Genomic DNA, 14,654 nt, shown 5'->3' with positions numbered 1-14,654 from the left:
ACGGTCAGCCCTCCACCAGGCCGGGCACGGTCGGCGCGCCCAGGATTTCGGATGGATCGACGCCGGCCAGGCGGCAGACCGCCTCGAGTGGCGACAGCCCCTGGCGCATCAACGCCTCGAACGCCGCCACTTCGTCGGGCGCGCTCGTGTTGATCCAGTAGGAGAAGGGATCGACCACGAGCCGGGCGATGCCGAGCCCGAGCGGCGAGTCGATGAACACCTCGGAATAATTGGGCTTCGAGTTGCGAACCGACTTTAAAAGGTCGAGGACGAAGCCCGAATAATCGAGGATCTTGTTGTCGACGGCCCGGTCGTAGGTCGAGCCCTGCAACAGGAAGCGGGTCGCGGCATTTTCGAGGATGACCTGGCCCGTTCCGCCAAACAGCGTGAGGTCGTTCATCGACTGGAGCACGATACCGAACGAGCCCCGATATTTGCGCGCGCGGCGATAGCCCTGGCCGAACGCCTCGGCGAGGCGCGAGAGATCCTGCCCGTCGGTGCGCGTCATGAATTGCGCGGCCTCGTCGCACAGCACAAATCGCGGACGGTCGCGGGCGGAGAGATAGAGTTCCTGCGTGACCGCGTTCACCACCACCATGACGATGACGTTGAACAAGTCGGGCATCGACTTCAGGCGCTCGAGTTCCAGCACGACGAATTCATCGTTGCGGATGTCGAGCGTCGAGGGGCCGTTGAAATAATGGCCATAGGCGCCGCCCGACCCGAAATCGCGCAAGTTGAAGGCGAGCTCACGCGCGACGGGGACGAGGTGATCGACGCTGTCGAGCGCGGTCTCCACTTGCGAGGGATAAGTACCGAGCCACTCGCGCACCGCGTCGATGCCATGGTCGGCGCGACCCGTGTCGATCGTCCACTGGACGGCCGACTTCAGCAGATTCCATTCCGATGTCGTGACGCCCTTGCGGGTGGCCGCATTCGCCATCTCGGCGACGATCGCCACAGCCATGGTGATGGCCGACTGCTTGTCGTCGCCGTCGAGCGCCAATCCCATATCGAAGGGGTTGAGGACGAGATGCTCTTCGCCAATGTCGATGTACCGGCCCGAACAGAGGGTACAGAGCTTGCGGTAGCTGCCGCCGATATCGATGATGCGGATCAGCGCGCCGCAGGCGAAATATTGCTGGCACAGATTGTTGAGCAGGAAGCTCTTGCCGGCCCCACTCTCGGCCGAGACGATGAAGTTATAATTGTTGATGCGCGGATCGAAGAGGTCGAGCGTGACGAGCTGGCCCTTGCGCCCTGTGTAGAGCAGGGCCGGTCGCCCGCCGCCGCGGAAATCCGTCTGGATCGGCGCCATCAGCACCGCAGCCTTGACCGGCATACGAAAGTCACGCTCGAGCAGGCGTAGCGTCGTTCGGTCAGGGTAAAGCCCGAAAGGCAGGCTCATCACCAGTAGCGTCGGGTTGAGATAGCTCTCCTCCTGCATCGAGAAGGGCAAGGGTTCGCCCTCCCACAGCCGCTTGGCGCGCGCGGCGAGATCGCGGGCATGGGCGCGGTCCCTGCCGAACACCCAAATCGTGGGAATGACGCGGACGAACTTGCTGTTGCCCGCCTCGTCAAGGATCCAGCCGATCTCCTCGATCTGCTTGCCGACCTCGACCGCGAAGCTTCCGGCTGCCTTCTGCGCCGACAGAATTTGCGCGCGCTTATGAATCTCGAACTGCGAATGATCGAACAGGATGTTGAGCGTGTAGAGAAACGGTCCGCCGATCTGGTCACTGTCCTCGGACGCCCCGCGCATCCCGCCCATGAAGCGGTTGGCCCGTTCGGCGGTGATCCGCCGCGCCGGCGCCTTGGGGGTCAGGCAGCGCGCGACCTGATTGCCGAGGAACACCTCCGCGCCCTCGAACACGAGATCGGGTCCCGCATCGATGATCTGTTTCGCGATCGGCGGCGCGCCGACGGTGGTGCCATCGGCAAACACGCCTGGCGCCGGGTTCGCGACGCCGTTGAAGACTCGACGATAGAAGGCGACCATGTCCTCGGGCGGCAATCTGCGGATGCCGAGTTTCGACAATTGCTCCTCGACCTGTCGGCGCAGATCCTCGCCGAGCGGGCGCCTTGTCTTGATCGACAGCAATGTCCGGAAGTTGCGGACCGGGATGCCGTGCAGCGCTTTGAGGCCATGACGTCCCTCGCTCAGATAGGCGCGGGTATGGCGCGCGGATGCCTGAATGAGCGGATCGTCGCGGATCTTGAGGTCAAGAAACGCATCCAGCGCGCCGTCGATCAGCGGGTCCGCGAAGGTGTGCAGCTGCAGGACCGTGCCGTCGGGGAAATGGATATTGAGCAAGCCCTGCAGCGCGCCCTGGACATGGGCGAACATATAGGCGGTCGGCACCAGCTCCCAGGCATGACCCCAGGTGTCGTCGATGCACAGGAATGCTTCCGTATCCTCATCCCATGCGACGAGCGGGAGATGATCTGAAAAGCTGTCGCGCCGGACGGCACTGCGCAACCGCTTATAGCTAAGCGCGCTCATGGCTTCGGCTCCGGTGCGGGCGGGGCGTTCGTTTGGGAGACAGGCGCCGGGGCAGAAGGAGCGATGACGGACTCCTGAGCCGGTGCAGGCTCGCCGTCCGGCGCGTTGGTATCGCGGACCTGGCCGAGGATCGGCGCCTGGGATGCGCGGTCGGGCGAGGCGATGAGGGCGCCGCCTACCACCCAGACAGGCTTGTCGGTCACCGAATAGACATAGCGCGGCATATAGAGACGGTCGGGGCGCTGGCGATCTGCATAGGGCAGGATCAGCGTGCGCACCGTGCGCGCCGGCTTCAGCATCGGCGTGACGGGCGCCTCGATCAGACCCTTGAGTTCGCGATAGACGCTGTCGCGGTAGCTGCCATAGGCAGTGCCGGCAGCCTCGGCCTGTGACCGCATGCCCGCTCGGTCCGCATCCTGGCCGCGCAGCATGGCGCGGTCGTTGGTGACTTTGGGGTCGGACTTCGACGCGACGCCGGCCACAGCGTCGGCATAGGCGCGGTCAGGATGGATGCACTGACCGTGATCGCTGTTCTTGCAGTCGAACTTCTCCGAATAGGGCGACATCATCGAGCCGACCGTGGCGCAGCCGCCTAGGGCAACCAGCAGGCTGAGCGAGAGCAGCGAGCGATGAAGAGACTGATGGGCCAGCAGATGCATGGCGGAGACTCCTATGGACTGGGGCGCGGGGAGCATCAGAATTTGCTCCCGACCGATGGCTTGATCTCGAGGGCGAGGCCCTCCTGGATGACGACCACGACGTCCTTCGCCGCGCCGACTTCGACGACGGGGCCGGCCTGGCGGGCCAGATCGAGATAGAAGTCGGTGAGCTTGTCCGACGATTTGGACAGCCCTCCGGCAATGCCGGTCTTCACGGCGTCGCCGGCATCGAGGCTCCGCACGCTGCCCAGCGCTGACGTCGACAGGCTGCCGAACGATCCTTCGACGCTCTGTGAGATGCCGGCGATCGTGCCGGCGATGAACGAGCGGGCGAGCGTCGCGCCGGCACGGGTCACGACCTTGCCGGACAGGCCCTTCTTGCCGTCGGCATCGACGAAGAAACCCTTGATCGCCTGATCGACGACTGCATGACTCTCAAAGTCCACGCAGGAGATCGAAACCAGCTGGATCTCGACCCGCTCCTTGGCGAGGCTGCCGGTCGCATTGCCGATGACGAAGCAGCCGGCGAGATTGGCCTTCACCTCGTTCGGAAGCACGGCGGGCGCCTGGACCCGGGCGATGATCGGCTCGGGGTTACTGGTCGCGTCCCGGCTCGCCAGCGCGTCGATGCCGGTCAGCAGCCGCGCCTTCATGAAACCAGGTGGCAAATAGATCGTCCGCTTCCCTTTTTTTGATGCAGCCCCGCCGCTCGCGCCTCCCTCCGCTCCTTGCGCGGCGGTCGCCGCGCCGATCGCGCCGATCTGGCGCTCGGTAGGCGGAGCAGGCGGTGCCGGGGGCGCGGCAGGCGGGGTCGGCGGTGCTGGAATTTCGTCCGCCGCGCCCTTTGCCTCGCGAGGTACGGGCGGATAGGCGGGCGCCTCGCCGGGGATCGCGGGCGGGAGATCACCGCCATCGCCTGCTGCTGGCGTGTGAGCGCCAGCGCTGCCACCGGGAACGACCTTGCCCTCCTCGATCGCGGTGACCCGGTCGCCGAGCAAGCTCTGTCCGTCGAGGATCTTCTGGAGGTCGCCGCGCAGTTTCACCTCGAGGCTATCGCCGCGAAGCCCTGCGCCCATATCAAGATTGCTGGCCTGGGGCGCCTTGGGCGCTTCCTTCTTTCCGCTAGAGCTGGCGGTGTAGAGGCCGAGGCCGAGCAGCGCGATCGTCGAGACCACGCCCAACTGCTTGGTGCGCAGCTTCTGATCCGAGGTAAGTTTCGACCACTGCGCCCTCAGATCGAGCAACGCGGGGCGGGGCGACGTATCGTTGAGGCTTTCGTCGCCACCGGCACGGGGCGTCGCGGCCGGAGACGTCTGCGGAGTGTCCTCTGGCGTCGTCATGGCTGAACGCTCCTGCGAACGACGATCAGCCGCGCAGTCTCACCTGGACCCAGCGTGAGGCGATCGATCGTGATGGCGAAGATGTCGGCTCCGAGCGCGGTATCGAGAAAGTCGCGCTCATCGAGCGTGGTGGTAGCAACAGCGCGGACGAGATATTCGCTGACCGACAGGCCCGCACCCTCAACCTCGAGGCGGCGTCGTTCCGACAGCGAGGCGGTCGGAAGATCAGCGAGGATCAGCCGGTCGCGCGAGGGCGCCACTTCGGAGAAGGAGGCCGGTACCCGGTCCTGCAGGATCGCCAGCGCAATCCCGACCGCCCGTTCCTCTTCGACCAGCGGTCCCAGGAGCGCGTCATTGGCGCGGGCGCGCTGCGCGCCGCCGGGAACCAGCGTCACCGTTTGTGCCGGAATATCGGCCGGTTCGGCATAGAGCGGGTAGATCGCGCCGTTGCACGAGACGAAGAATTCGGAAGGGGTCGTCACATAGGTGCGCGTCTTGGCCCCCATATCGTCGGTCTCGAGCACGAGGAACTTGACCCAGGCGTCCGAACCGCCGCGCTCGACGGCGAGGCCCTTTTCGGCCGAAAATTTGACGTCCTCGATTTCGCCGCCCACGCAGACGATATGATTGACGTCACGGTTGGACAGCCGGATGCGGCTTGTCTGGTCGGGCAAAGCCGCGATCGACTGGGCGAGGGCGGGCGAAGCGGCAGGGATTGTCGCGGCCAAGATCAAAAAGGCGGGTGCCCCGGCAAGGCGGACACGCCTCGCCCGATTACCGGATATCGGCATTGAAATTCTCCTCCTGCAGGGCGGTCAGCCAGAAACGGCCATTCTCGAGCGCGTAGCGAATGCGCAGATTGCCCCGGAACTTGCGGATCACGCCGCCGATCACGCGGACTTTCTCGACGGGGACAAGGATCTCGCTGCCCGTCCAGGTGACGGGCTGGTCGCCCCGGATATAGGTTGCGATCGAGAGCGTCGGATTGTTGCCGAGCTCATCGAGCAGCCGGTTCAGGCTGTCGCGCAGGCCATTATAGGCGCTGGGATGCGCGATCCGCAGCAGCTCGTGGAACTGCCGGTCAGCCGAATAGGCGGAATAGGTGCCGGCAAGGCCGACGATGTTGAAGGTGATCGCCCGGAGATAGGCCTCGGAGGGCTTGTTGCCCGTCACATAGAGGTCGCCGTCCGCGCCGAACGGGACGATCACCGTTCGTGTGTTCTGGTTCGAGGTGTAGATGACCGTGCCCAGGACCGCGGTGATGCCGAAGAGGCCGGCGATCGCGACCTTGAGAAGTCGATTTTCCTCGAAGAGGTTGGCCGATCCCTGCAGGTAGCGGTGCAGGTGCCAGCTCGGCCGCGTATCGCCGATCATATCGGCCTGGGGCTTGCGCCTGAAGGGAAAAGCCATCTCGCTTACTCGAAAAAGCGGGTCTGGGTCGGACCCGGATAGTTGCGGAAGCGGGCGAGGCCCCAGCGCCAGGCCAGGTGCGGGATGAACCCGCGCGGCTTGGTCCGCTTCCAGGGGATGAAGAGGAGAAGGGCGCCGATGAGAGCCCAGCCGATGATCCCGCCGACGATGACCGCGACGAAGATCGTGGACATCACGACGATGAACTCCTGACTGTCGAACCAGAGGATCTGGAGCGGCCGATGCAGGAACTGTGGCAGACGTTCGTCCACGCCCTTCTCCCTTGCTTCACCACGCCGCTGGGCGTGGGTTCCGGAAGGCGACCATCGCCTTCCGTCTCGTGAGGGCGGCCGGCCCGCCCGGCGCGCCCGGTCCTGGTCTCAGATCAACATGCCGAAGGTCTGGAGGATCGAATCCGCCTTGATGAGGCAGACCGCCGCCACGATCGTCGGGATGCCGATCATGATGTTCGAGAAGAGCCGCGAGACACCGAACAGGAAGGCGGCAACGCCGCCCACGAAGCCGAGCGGACCCTTTACACCCTGGTTCACGACGATGTCGTAGATGTCGTAACCGAGGTCGCCTGCGGCAGGGGCCTGGAACGCGTAAGCGACGCTCGTACCAGCGATCGCGGCCAGGAGGAAAAGGACCGCCGCGTCGATCGTGCGGAACGTCCTTCCCCGAAGCATAGTCAACATATGCAGTCTCCTTGTGCGTGGGGCCGTCCAGGACATGCTTGCCGGTACCGATCGGTGGTCGTGTCCGGCCGGCGGCAGTGCTGGACGGCCCCTGGAGGCGCGCTCCCGCCGGCATCTCGGTCCCGGCGGCGCGTTGAACGCGCACGCGAGGTCCGCCAAAATCGTCAACTGTCGCCGTCAGGGGCTGGGCTTGGGTTTGGGGCTCTCGGCGTCGAGAAAGGCCTCGAGCTCTGCTTGCTGGAACCCCGACACGAGCTTCCCATCGACGAAAAGCGTCGGCGTGCCCGACACGCCCATCTTGCGGACCGTGTCCGCGTCGCGTGAAACCTTCTCGGCACCTGCCCGGCATTTGAGCAGCGATGCGGGCTGCGCGCCGGCATAGACCGCCTTGAAGGTCGCCTGGGGGTCAGGCGAGCACAGGATGTGCTCGGCCTTGGCCGCCGCTTGCGGGTGGATGCCGCTCACGAAATAGACGAGGCGCTGGACCGGCTTGCCTTCGGCCTCCTTCGCCAGCCAGAAGCGCTCGAGCGCCTGGCAATAGGGACAGTCGGGATCGGTGAACTCAATCACCTTAGGGGCGCCTGCGGGGCCCACGACCAGCGCATCGGCAGGATTGATGGCGCCGACGCGCTTCCTGGCGCTGGTGTCCTGCGCCAACGCTGTCAGATTGACGCCATTCTTGTCGTAGATCGCTGCGAAGAGGAGATGCTGGCTCTCCGGCGCGAAATAGATGACTCGTCCACCCGCAACGGCCTGATATATTGGGCCTTTGACAGGCGCCGAACCAAAGTCCTCGAAGGTCAGGTTGGTGAAGGTCTGGCGCAATTGACGCTGAGCTTCTGCGGCCGCGGCCGTGAGGGGCTCGGCACCGCTATCCTGAGCGTAGGCGGGTGCCGTTGCACAGAGCAGGGCAGCCGAGATCAGCTTAGCGCTGCGGAACATGGTTGGGCTCCGGACGAACGAGGGAGGTGCACGCGAAAAGTCGGCTGTCGAGCGTTAGCGCGCTGCCGATCTTGATTGCGGCAGGGGCGACAGGCGGCAAAGAGCGTGCGGTCTTTTCGCGGATGGAAAAGCCAAGGTCGCTTTGAACGACGGCGAGCTGGGGGCCGCGAGTGCAAGGGTAAGCCTCCGCATCGGGCCGATAGGTTTGAGCGCTGGCCGGTACAGCGCTTGCGCAGAGCAGCAGGGCTGCCGCAAGCGCCGGTAATGGGCATGGGAAGTCCATGGCACATGTCTCCTCGTGGCGCCGCGAGGCGCTCGGGTTCGGGGTTTGGTTAGGCCGGGTGGATGGCCGGGACTTGAGTCCGCAGTGGCCACCGATCCGGTGCGTCCCAGGGCATGACGATCAGGTATCGCCGCTGCAATAGGGAGGGCACTGAAGTGCCGAAGCGGTGAAACAAAGCATCGGAACGACGAAAGTGAGGAGTTGATCTCGCGATGCGTTGAAAAGATCAAATTTGGAAAGAAGCGGCACTATAATGCCGTTTCTGCTTCCATTCGTCGTGAAAATGCTCCCGTTCGGCTCGCCGGCGCGGGACAATGCAACAGCTAAGGCAGGAGAAGGAGTGATGGCTCGAGCTAGACGCAGTTTCAAACTCCGGCTTTCGCCGGCAGGGCTCGACGTTCTTATCGACTCGCATTGCCACCTGATTCGCGTTACCCGGTCCCTGATTGCGTGGGGAACGACCCTTCATGTTGCGGTCGAACATCTCAGCACCTTGTCAACCACCGAAATCGTCGACCAAATGCAGCTCCAGGAGCTTGATTGTCTAGGTGGCGCCGAAGAGCACCATGTCGGAGCGTCCAATCGGCTCTGGGATATCGCCACAAGCATTACCGAACGGGTACAGAAGACATCGCCCGAGGGTCGCCAACCCAATCTCGGTACAATTTATCTCCTGGCGCTGATGCAGATCCCCAAGGCAGGTAAATCAGACCTGATAAACGCCTTCGATCGCGCATTGCAGTCTGGAGCGCGAACACCGGCAAGTCGGGAGGTTGATGATCTTGCCGGATAAATAGCGACAAAGTGGCCGAGGTTGTGTCTTGACGGTGGTGGTAAGTACACCTTAGCTTTCAATTTAACGAATTGCCTTGGCGGGCGGTATCTCCCGTAAGGAGACGCGGACATGTCGCATGATTTAGCGACTTCCGTTGCCGAATGTCCAATCCTGTACGTCAAAGTGCAGTCCGGGCGGCAAATTGAAGAGGCACGGAAGAGACTTCGCCTGACGCAACGCGATCTGGCGAGAGAACTTGGCATGGGTGTACGCTGGCTTCGCGAGATCGAGGCCGGCAATCCCCGCTCGCGGCTCGACGACCATCTGCTCTGCGCCTACAGGCTCGGACTATCGACGGGTCATATCCTGATACCGCTGCTTTTTGCGGGCCAACGGATGTGCTTTCCGCGACAGCTCGCGATGGGCGACCTCAGCGATCTTGAGCGGATGTGTATCGAGATGATCGCGCAGCGGAACCTTGATCATCTCACGCGCGCCCTCACCCCGGCCTGGCAGGTGGCGGCAATTCCTGCGGGTGCTGGATTATGATGTCAGCGATGGATCCGCCGCTTCAGGAAATGCTCTACAGATCATTGAAAGAAGATTACGCTGCGGGCGTATTTTCCCCAGGGCGCCGGCTCGATGTGCAAGAGATTGCAGACCGATATCGCGCAAGCAAAACGCCTGCGCGGGAAGCCCTCTGTCGGTTGATGGGCGAGGGATTGATAGAGCCGCACCCCGACGGTGGTCTTCGATTACCTATGTATAGTGGTGAAAGGTTGGCCCACCTATATGCGTGGAACATGAGCCTTCTCATGGGTCTGGTTCACGAAGTCAGACTATCAGCGTTGAAACGAGCAATTGAAGAGGCGACCCCGCAGAATCTGCAACGGACGCCCGTAGCAATCTCGCACGCGGTGGGTTCGCTATTTCTTTCCCTTGCATCGGCGACGGGCAATGAGTTTGCGGTCTTGTCTGTCAGCAACCTGAATGAACGGCTCCATTATGTCCGAATCGGCGAAATTCAAGATCTCCGCGACGCCGCGAAAGAGGTCAGAATTTTGACAAATATTTCGGTGACGGATCTCCAAAAGAGCATGCGGCGCAGGCTTGAGGCTTATCATATGCGGAGAATTGACCGGCAGAAGTCCGCTTTCAGATGAGCGGAAGACCGTCAGCCTGTCTAAAATCTTCGTGTAATCAGCATCTTGGACAATTTGTCGTGCTTTGGAAAGGGAATCGTGTGGATTTCCAGCCATCTTGTCGGGGTATATTTCGGGAGATCGCTCAGAGATCAATTTATCCTCCTTTGGCCACAAATCAGTGCGGCAATTGAAGAGGAATGAACCATGCAACGGAAGAACGACAAGCGTGACGTGAAGCGCCTCGATCTCGGCGGGGTCATGCAGCAGACCAAGGGCGGCGCCATGTCGGTCAACGACAACCAGAACGGGCTTCGTCCGATCTTCGGCGGTCTCTCCGCCGACTGACCAGGATGCCTCGGAACGTCCGTTGGCTCGATCGCTGCGGACGTTCCCTTCTGTATGGAAAGTTAGCGATGGACCTTCACATCAAGCCTGGATTGCACTTTTGCACGGTTGATGGTCGGACCATCTTTCTTGATGAGGATACGAGCCGGTATTTTTGCATTCCTGAGGATGTCGATCGAGCATTTCAACGCCTGATCTTAGCGAACGGAAAGCGCTGCGAGATCTCCGAAGATGCCTTGATCGCCGACCTGATATCCCTGGAGATAATTCAAGGCGAAAATGCAAGGAAAGGCGGACTGACGACACCCGCTTCTGTCGTCGAGCCGAATGGCGATCTTGGTCGGCTTTCCATCCATGATGCACCAGCAATCGAAATTGCTGCAGCCCTCTTCGAACGGCTGCGCTCAAAGCGGATCGCGGCACGCCGAGCCATCGCTGACGTTCGACGCCTGATAGCGCAAGAGCGCTTGCGGTTCGCCCACCGACGTTCAGCGTGTATTCCGACCTCGAACCTTGCCGTGTCAGCGGCCTTCGAGGTCAGCGATTTTGTGTTTGGCCGCCATGATCGTTGCCTACCGCGGGCGATTGCGATCATCAGACGGTGCTTGCGTGCGGGCCACAATCCCTCCCTAGTGATCGGTGTGCGGATCAACCCGTTCACCGCCCACTGTTGGGTGCAGCAAGGTTCGGTCGTTGTTGGCGATTCAATCGACATCACGCGGATATACACCCCGATATGCGCGCTGTGAGCGCTCCGCGATTTCTGATTGATCGGGCTATTCCCGACCGGAGGCGGGTCGAGAAAGCTGCGGAACGCTTCCGGCTCGAATTATGCTTCGATGCATGTGGAGTCCGGGCTTTCGTGTCGCCCGGCTACGGCATTCGCCTCGGTGGAGATCGTGGCGTAATTCTCGGGACACTCTTCGACCGCCACGGTCCACCAGAACCCATAGGCGAAATGAAAATGGATCAGCAGAAGCTGATCTCTGCTAGAGGCGAGCGCGCCCTCCTTGAGAACTATTGGGGATCCTACTGTTCTCTCTTAAGTGATGGAACTGATTTCAACGTTATGCGCGATCCATCTGGCGGGCTGCCGGCCTACCATTCGGGCGCTGCTGGTTCCTGCGTGATAGGCTCCGATCCCGAGATCATAGCCGCCACTGGACTTTGGAAACCCGCAGTATCGTGGGAAGACTTAGCGATCCATCTATACACGCGGGGGCTACCAGGCCCCGTGACGCCACTTAAGGGGTTAGCTGAGCTGCTGCCTGGCACTGCATGCAACATTTGCGATGCTTCGATGAGCGTTAAAGAGTTGTGGTCTCCCTGGGATTATACACCGTTGGGATTCGTATCCGATATCTCCGACCAGGCAGAAATCCTTCAACGAACTATCCAGAACGTGGTTTCGTCATGGTCTTCGAAATATCCCTCAATCCTGATCGGTGTTTCTGGGGGACTAGATTCATCCATCGTCGCGGCCAGTATCCCAGCTCGACGAACGGAAGTTGTGGGTGTTACCCTCGTTACCGACGATCCAGATGGCGATGAAAGGCTCTTTACGAGGTATCTTGGGCGTGAGATTGGGCTAGAAATTCTCGAAATACAGTATGATCTGGCGGACATAGATCTCGCCACGTCGTGCGTTGCCCACCTTGCCCGTCCGATTGGCCGAAGCCACGCCTTGGCGTATGATCGCGCGATACACCGTGTCGCTCGCGAGCGACGCATTGAAGCGTTTTTCAGTGGAAACGGTGGCGACAATATATTCTACTATACTCAATCCGCAAATCCCGTCGCTGATAGACTTCTCGTTGGCGGTATAGGTATCGGTGCCCTTCGGACGGGGCGCGACGTCTGCCGACTGACGGGCTGCACGCCTGTCGAAGCTGCTGCAGCAACGATCAGATCGATCCACGAGCGAGGAAAAGGATACCAATGGCGACCTGATTCTCGCTTCTTGCATGCCGATCTGGTGGCTCGCCTCGCCACAAAACCGGTGAAGCATCCCTGGCTATCGGATGGTCGCGCGCGCCTGCCGGGAAAGGCAGCGCACATAGCCGCCATTTTGAGAATACAATCGGGTCTGGAGGGATATGACCGTCGGCATCCAGCGATGATCAACCCGCTTATGAGTCAGCCAGTTCTTGAGACGTGCCTTGCCGTGCCGTCCTGGGCTTGGGTTGAAGGAGGAAGAGATAGGGCTTTGGCTCGACGCGCTTTCAGCCGCATCCTGCCCAATCGGATATTTGAGAGGCGATCTAAGGGCGGTCCTGATGGGTTCGCGAACCAGATCATAACCTTGCATCGAGCCGAGATTCTTGAGCGGCTGACCAGCGGCCATCTAGCGCGCCAGAAGATCATCGACTGCGATGAAATCGTCTCGGCTCTCTCCAATGATCAACCGACCATGGGAGCGGATCAGGCGCGCCTGTTGTCCTTGATCGATACCGAAGCCTGGGTGTCTCACTGGAGCCCATAGCAACCCTTTTCATCAGAGTCAGATGGTGATGCAGGAATCCATCTGCGAAGCCATTCCAGCTGCCGTCTCGCGCTGTCGAACCGAAGCGCAGGTTCAAGAATCTGATGGCCGGTTCTTGGATAGATCGCAAGCTCGACGGGCGCCGAACCGCGGGTGTTGCCGGTACGGAAAAACTTCAGACAATCAGTGGGTCCCAGACTGTTCTCTCCGCATTCCAGGAGTACAGGGGTTTGAAGGGCGTCGATCGAAAGCAGGGGCGATTGTGATAGAAGTCGTTCCTTCTCACCAATGTCATAGGGATTTCCAAAACCCATGTTGGCGTAGGCTGCTTGTTGGTTTGGTCCGCCATATTCCAGCAACGCTCTGCTGTAGAAATCGACAACGCCTTCCATTGCTATGGTCGCTCGAAATGCATGCACGTTGCTGGCTGCATAAGCGGTAAGGATTCCGCCATAGCTGAAGCCAGCTAAAGCCATTCTGGATCGAGGAGTGCCGAGCCTTTTCGCCGCATAATCGACCCCTCCCAGGACGTCCTCCAGCGGGCCTTCCACATAATCCTTCCGGTCGCGGATCGCGGCTTCAAAATCACGTCCATATCCGCCGCGCCCTCTCGTGTTCGGGATCAATATAGAAAAGCCGTTCATAAGAGGGCCATAGGGAAGAAAGGGGGCGTCATCATTATAGCTATCCGGTGTAACCATGGCCGGCCCGCCTGGGACGGAAACAAGCATTGCCTGATCTGCTTGGCGACCGACTGCCCGGATAAGCACGCCGCTTATCAGGTAATCGCCGTCCTTGCTTTGCCATGATACCGCCTCAGCGCGCCAAGGAAGGCGCGGGCCGCCCGGCTGAAGGCTCAGCGCTTTTGGCGACCATAAATTCCCGGCGGTCGTGATGACTTCCCCGGGATTTTCGAGGCTATGCCGGGTCATGAGCAGCGAACCACCAATCCCGATTTTGCTTCCGCCGAAGCAATTTAATGACTGCCGCCCCAAGAGCGCCGCTGTTCCCCGAATGGCATCGACCTTGAAAACCGGACATTCCATCTGACGCATCGCGACATAGGTAAGATGTTCGGCGTCGATCCAGGTCGGAAGATAGGGGGAACCTGTCGTCTCGTCCGGCTTCGATACGATCACCTGCTCGTGGCCGGAACTACTCTGAACGACCAGTTGCAAGCCGCCTTTCAGCAGGTCTCGGCGCTCCGAGGTCAGATAGGCTATCCTTCTTCCGTCAGGAGACCAGCGCGGGTCAAGATTGGGTCCCGGTCGGTCAGACAGAACCTTGATCGCCCTAGTGACGAGATCCCACACATAGATGTTCGGCCCGGCAGGGCTCGACCTGTCCGCTCCCGATAGCTGCGCGCTGAACGCAATTTTCCGGCCATCGGGCGACCAGGAAAAATCGGCATCAAGCCCGACAAGATCATAGGCAGTCGGCACCTCGTCGACGACGGCACCGTTTGATGAATCAAGGATCGCGACACTTTGACGGGGCGTGCTTCGGCTCGAGCCATCCCAATCCAGTGATGGTTGAAAGGCGGTGCGTCGCAGACCGGCTTGGGCAGTCGTGACCAGTACGGCCAATGATTTCCCATCTGGAGACCAACGCAGATCTGCAATGGCTGCATTTTCCAGGCTGAATGCTCGGGATCGATTATCCGACAGATCGAAGACTGTAACGCCAGTCGTGACCTTCCCCCCCAGAACTGCAACGCGAGTTCCATCTGGATCGAACGAGGGGCTTGGCAACCGCAAATTAGCTCCGTCACGGGCGGTCTGGAGCACGCTTACGAAATGTCGTTTGAGACCGTCCTTCAGGTCGATGGTCCACAATCTGTCGGTGATCGAATTGTCGGCAACGTTCGCAGATCGCTCAACATAAATCAGGTGCTTGCCGTCTCGCGATACATCGAACTGTGGCCGTTCCATCCACGAGCCCGGTATGCGTGGACGCTCAATGGCGTAGGCCGTAAGCCGTTCGAAGCAGGAATTGTCACTGGGCAGGGCGGCCGAGCCTGAATATGGCACCAGGCACGCCAGCGCGAGCAGATGGACTGCCTTGTTCATGAC

General features: G+C 61.0%; 15 protein-coding genes. 6 read left to right on the top strand and 9 right to left on the bottom strand.

The features are described from left to right. Window positions 1–4: 4 nt before the first annotated feature. From BOS5A_RS13910 to BOS5A_RS13875, 8 genes are all read right to left on the bottom strand, one after another. Window positions 5–2,503 carry a TraC family protein gene (locus tag BOS5A_RS13910; protein ID WP_070157090.1) on the bottom strand — a complete coding sequence of 833 codons (2,499 nt, stop codon included), beginning with the start codon at window positions 2,501–2,503 and terminating at the stop codon, window positions 5–7. Further along, complete coding sequence (locus tag BOS5A_RS13905; RefSeq protein ID WP_070157091.1) at window positions 2,500–3,162, bottom strand: TraV family lipoprotein; 663 nt, start codon at window positions 3,160–3,162, stop codon at window positions 2,500–2,502. The genes BOS5A_RS13910 and BOS5A_RS13905 overlap by 4 nt, the downstream gene beginning before the upstream one ends. 35 nt (window positions 3,163–3,197) lie before the next feature. Then, the gene (locus BOS5A_RS16180; RefSeq protein WP_070157092.1) at window positions 3,198–4,502 is read right to left on the bottom strand and encodes a TraB/VirB10 family protein; all 1,305 of its coding nucleotides are present in this window, start codon (window positions 4,500–4,502) and stop codon (window positions 3,198–3,200) included. Then, window positions 4,499–5,230: a type-F conjugative transfer system secretin TraK gene (locus tag BOS5A_RS13895; RefSeq protein ID WP_199857378.1), complete on the bottom strand. Its 732-nt coding sequence runs from the start codon at window positions 5,228–5,230 to the stop codon at window positions 4,499–4,501. The genes BOS5A_RS16180 and BOS5A_RS13895 overlap by 4 nt, the downstream gene beginning before the upstream one ends. 46 nt (window positions 5,231–5,276) lie before the next feature. Then, window positions 5,277–5,912, bottom strand: a complete 636-nt coding sequence (locus tag BOS5A_RS13890; RefSeq protein WP_070157094.1) for a TraE/TraK family type IV conjugative transfer system protein — start codon at window positions 5,910–5,912, stop codon at window positions 5,277–5,279. A gap of 5 nt (window positions 5,913–5,917) precedes the next feature. Further along, window positions 5,918–6,184, bottom strand: coding sequence for a type IV conjugative transfer system protein TraL (locus BOS5A_RS13885; RefSeq protein WP_070157095.1), 267 nt, complete (start codon window positions 6,182–6,184; stop codon window positions 5,918–5,920). Window positions 6,185–6,292: 108 nt separating this feature from the next. After that, on the bottom strand, window positions 6,293–6,610 hold the full coding sequence (locus tag BOS5A_RS13880; RefSeq protein WP_070157096.1) for a hypothetical protein: 318 nt from the start codon (window positions 6,608–6,610) through the stop codon (window positions 6,293–6,295). A gap of 177 nt (window positions 6,611–6,787) precedes the next feature. Beyond that, a complete protein-coding gene (locus BOS5A_RS13875; protein ID WP_070157097.1) occupies window positions 6,788–7,552 on the bottom strand; it encodes a DsbC family protein in 765 nt (254 codons plus the stop codon). A 536-nt stretch (window positions 7,553–8,088) separates the two neighbouring features. Here BOS5A_RS13875 and BOS5A_RS13870 point away from each other — a divergent pair. The 6 genes from BOS5A_RS13870 to BOS5A_RS13845 all read left to right on the top strand — a co-directional run bounded on the left by BOS5A_RS13870 (window position 8,089) and on the right by BOS5A_RS13845 (window position 12,582). After that, window positions 8,089–8,628: a hypothetical protein gene (locus BOS5A_RS13870; protein ID WP_070157098.1), complete on the top strand. Its 540-nt coding sequence runs from the start codon at window positions 8,089–8,091 to the stop codon at window positions 8,626–8,628. A gap of 111 nt (window positions 8,629–8,739) precedes the next feature. Then, window positions 8,740–9,159: a helix-turn-helix domain-containing protein gene (locus BOS5A_RS13865; RefSeq protein ID WP_070157099.1), complete on the top strand. Its 420-nt coding sequence runs from the start codon at window positions 8,740–8,742 to the stop codon at window positions 9,157–9,159. 8 nt (window positions 9,160–9,167) lie between these two features. Further along, window positions 9,168–9,773 (top strand): GntR family transcriptional regulator, encoded by a 606-nt coding sequence (locus tag BOS5A_RS13860; RefSeq protein WP_190287314.1) that lies wholly within the window; start codon window positions 9,168–9,170, stop codon window positions 9,771–9,773. Between the two features lie 186 nt (window positions 9,774–9,959). Next, window positions 9,960–10,100, top strand: a complete 141-nt coding sequence (locus BOS5A_RS13855) for a hypothetical protein (RefSeq protein ID WP_171905893.1) — start codon at window positions 9,960–9,962, stop codon at window positions 10,098–10,100. 68 nt (window positions 10,101–10,168) lie between these two features. After that, window positions 10,169–10,849, top strand: a complete 681-nt coding sequence (locus tag BOS5A_RS13850) for a lasso peptide biosynthesis B2 protein (RefSeq protein ID WP_070157101.1) — start codon at window positions 10,169–10,171, stop codon at window positions 10,847–10,849. Then, window positions 10,837–12,582: an asparagine synthase-related protein gene (locus tag BOS5A_RS13845; protein WP_083277012.1), complete on the top strand. Its 1,746-nt coding sequence runs from the start codon at window positions 10,837–10,839 to the stop codon at window positions 12,580–12,582. The genes BOS5A_RS13850 and BOS5A_RS13845 overlap by 13 nt, the downstream gene beginning before the upstream one ends. Here the strand turns inward: BOS5A_RS13845 and BOS5A_RS13840 are convergent. After that, window positions 12,567–14,651, bottom strand: a complete 2,085-nt coding sequence (locus tag BOS5A_RS13840; RefSeq protein ID WP_124810434.1) for a prolyl oligopeptidase family serine peptidase — start codon at window positions 14,649–14,651, stop codon at window positions 12,567–12,569. The two genes, BOS5A_RS13845 and BOS5A_RS13840, sit on opposite strands and share 16 nt — an antisense overlap. Window positions 14,652–14,654: the final 3 nt, after the last annotated feature.

Origin of the sequence: Sphingomonas sp. EC-HK361 (assembly GCF_902498785.1) — a bacterium.
Classification (GTDB): Bacteria; Pseudomonadota; Alphaproteobacteria; order Sphingomonadales; family Sphingomonadaceae; genus Sphingomonas.
The sequence above is the reverse complement of the archived record's forward strand: the minus strand, read 5'-3'. Positions and strand labels throughout refer to the sequence as shown.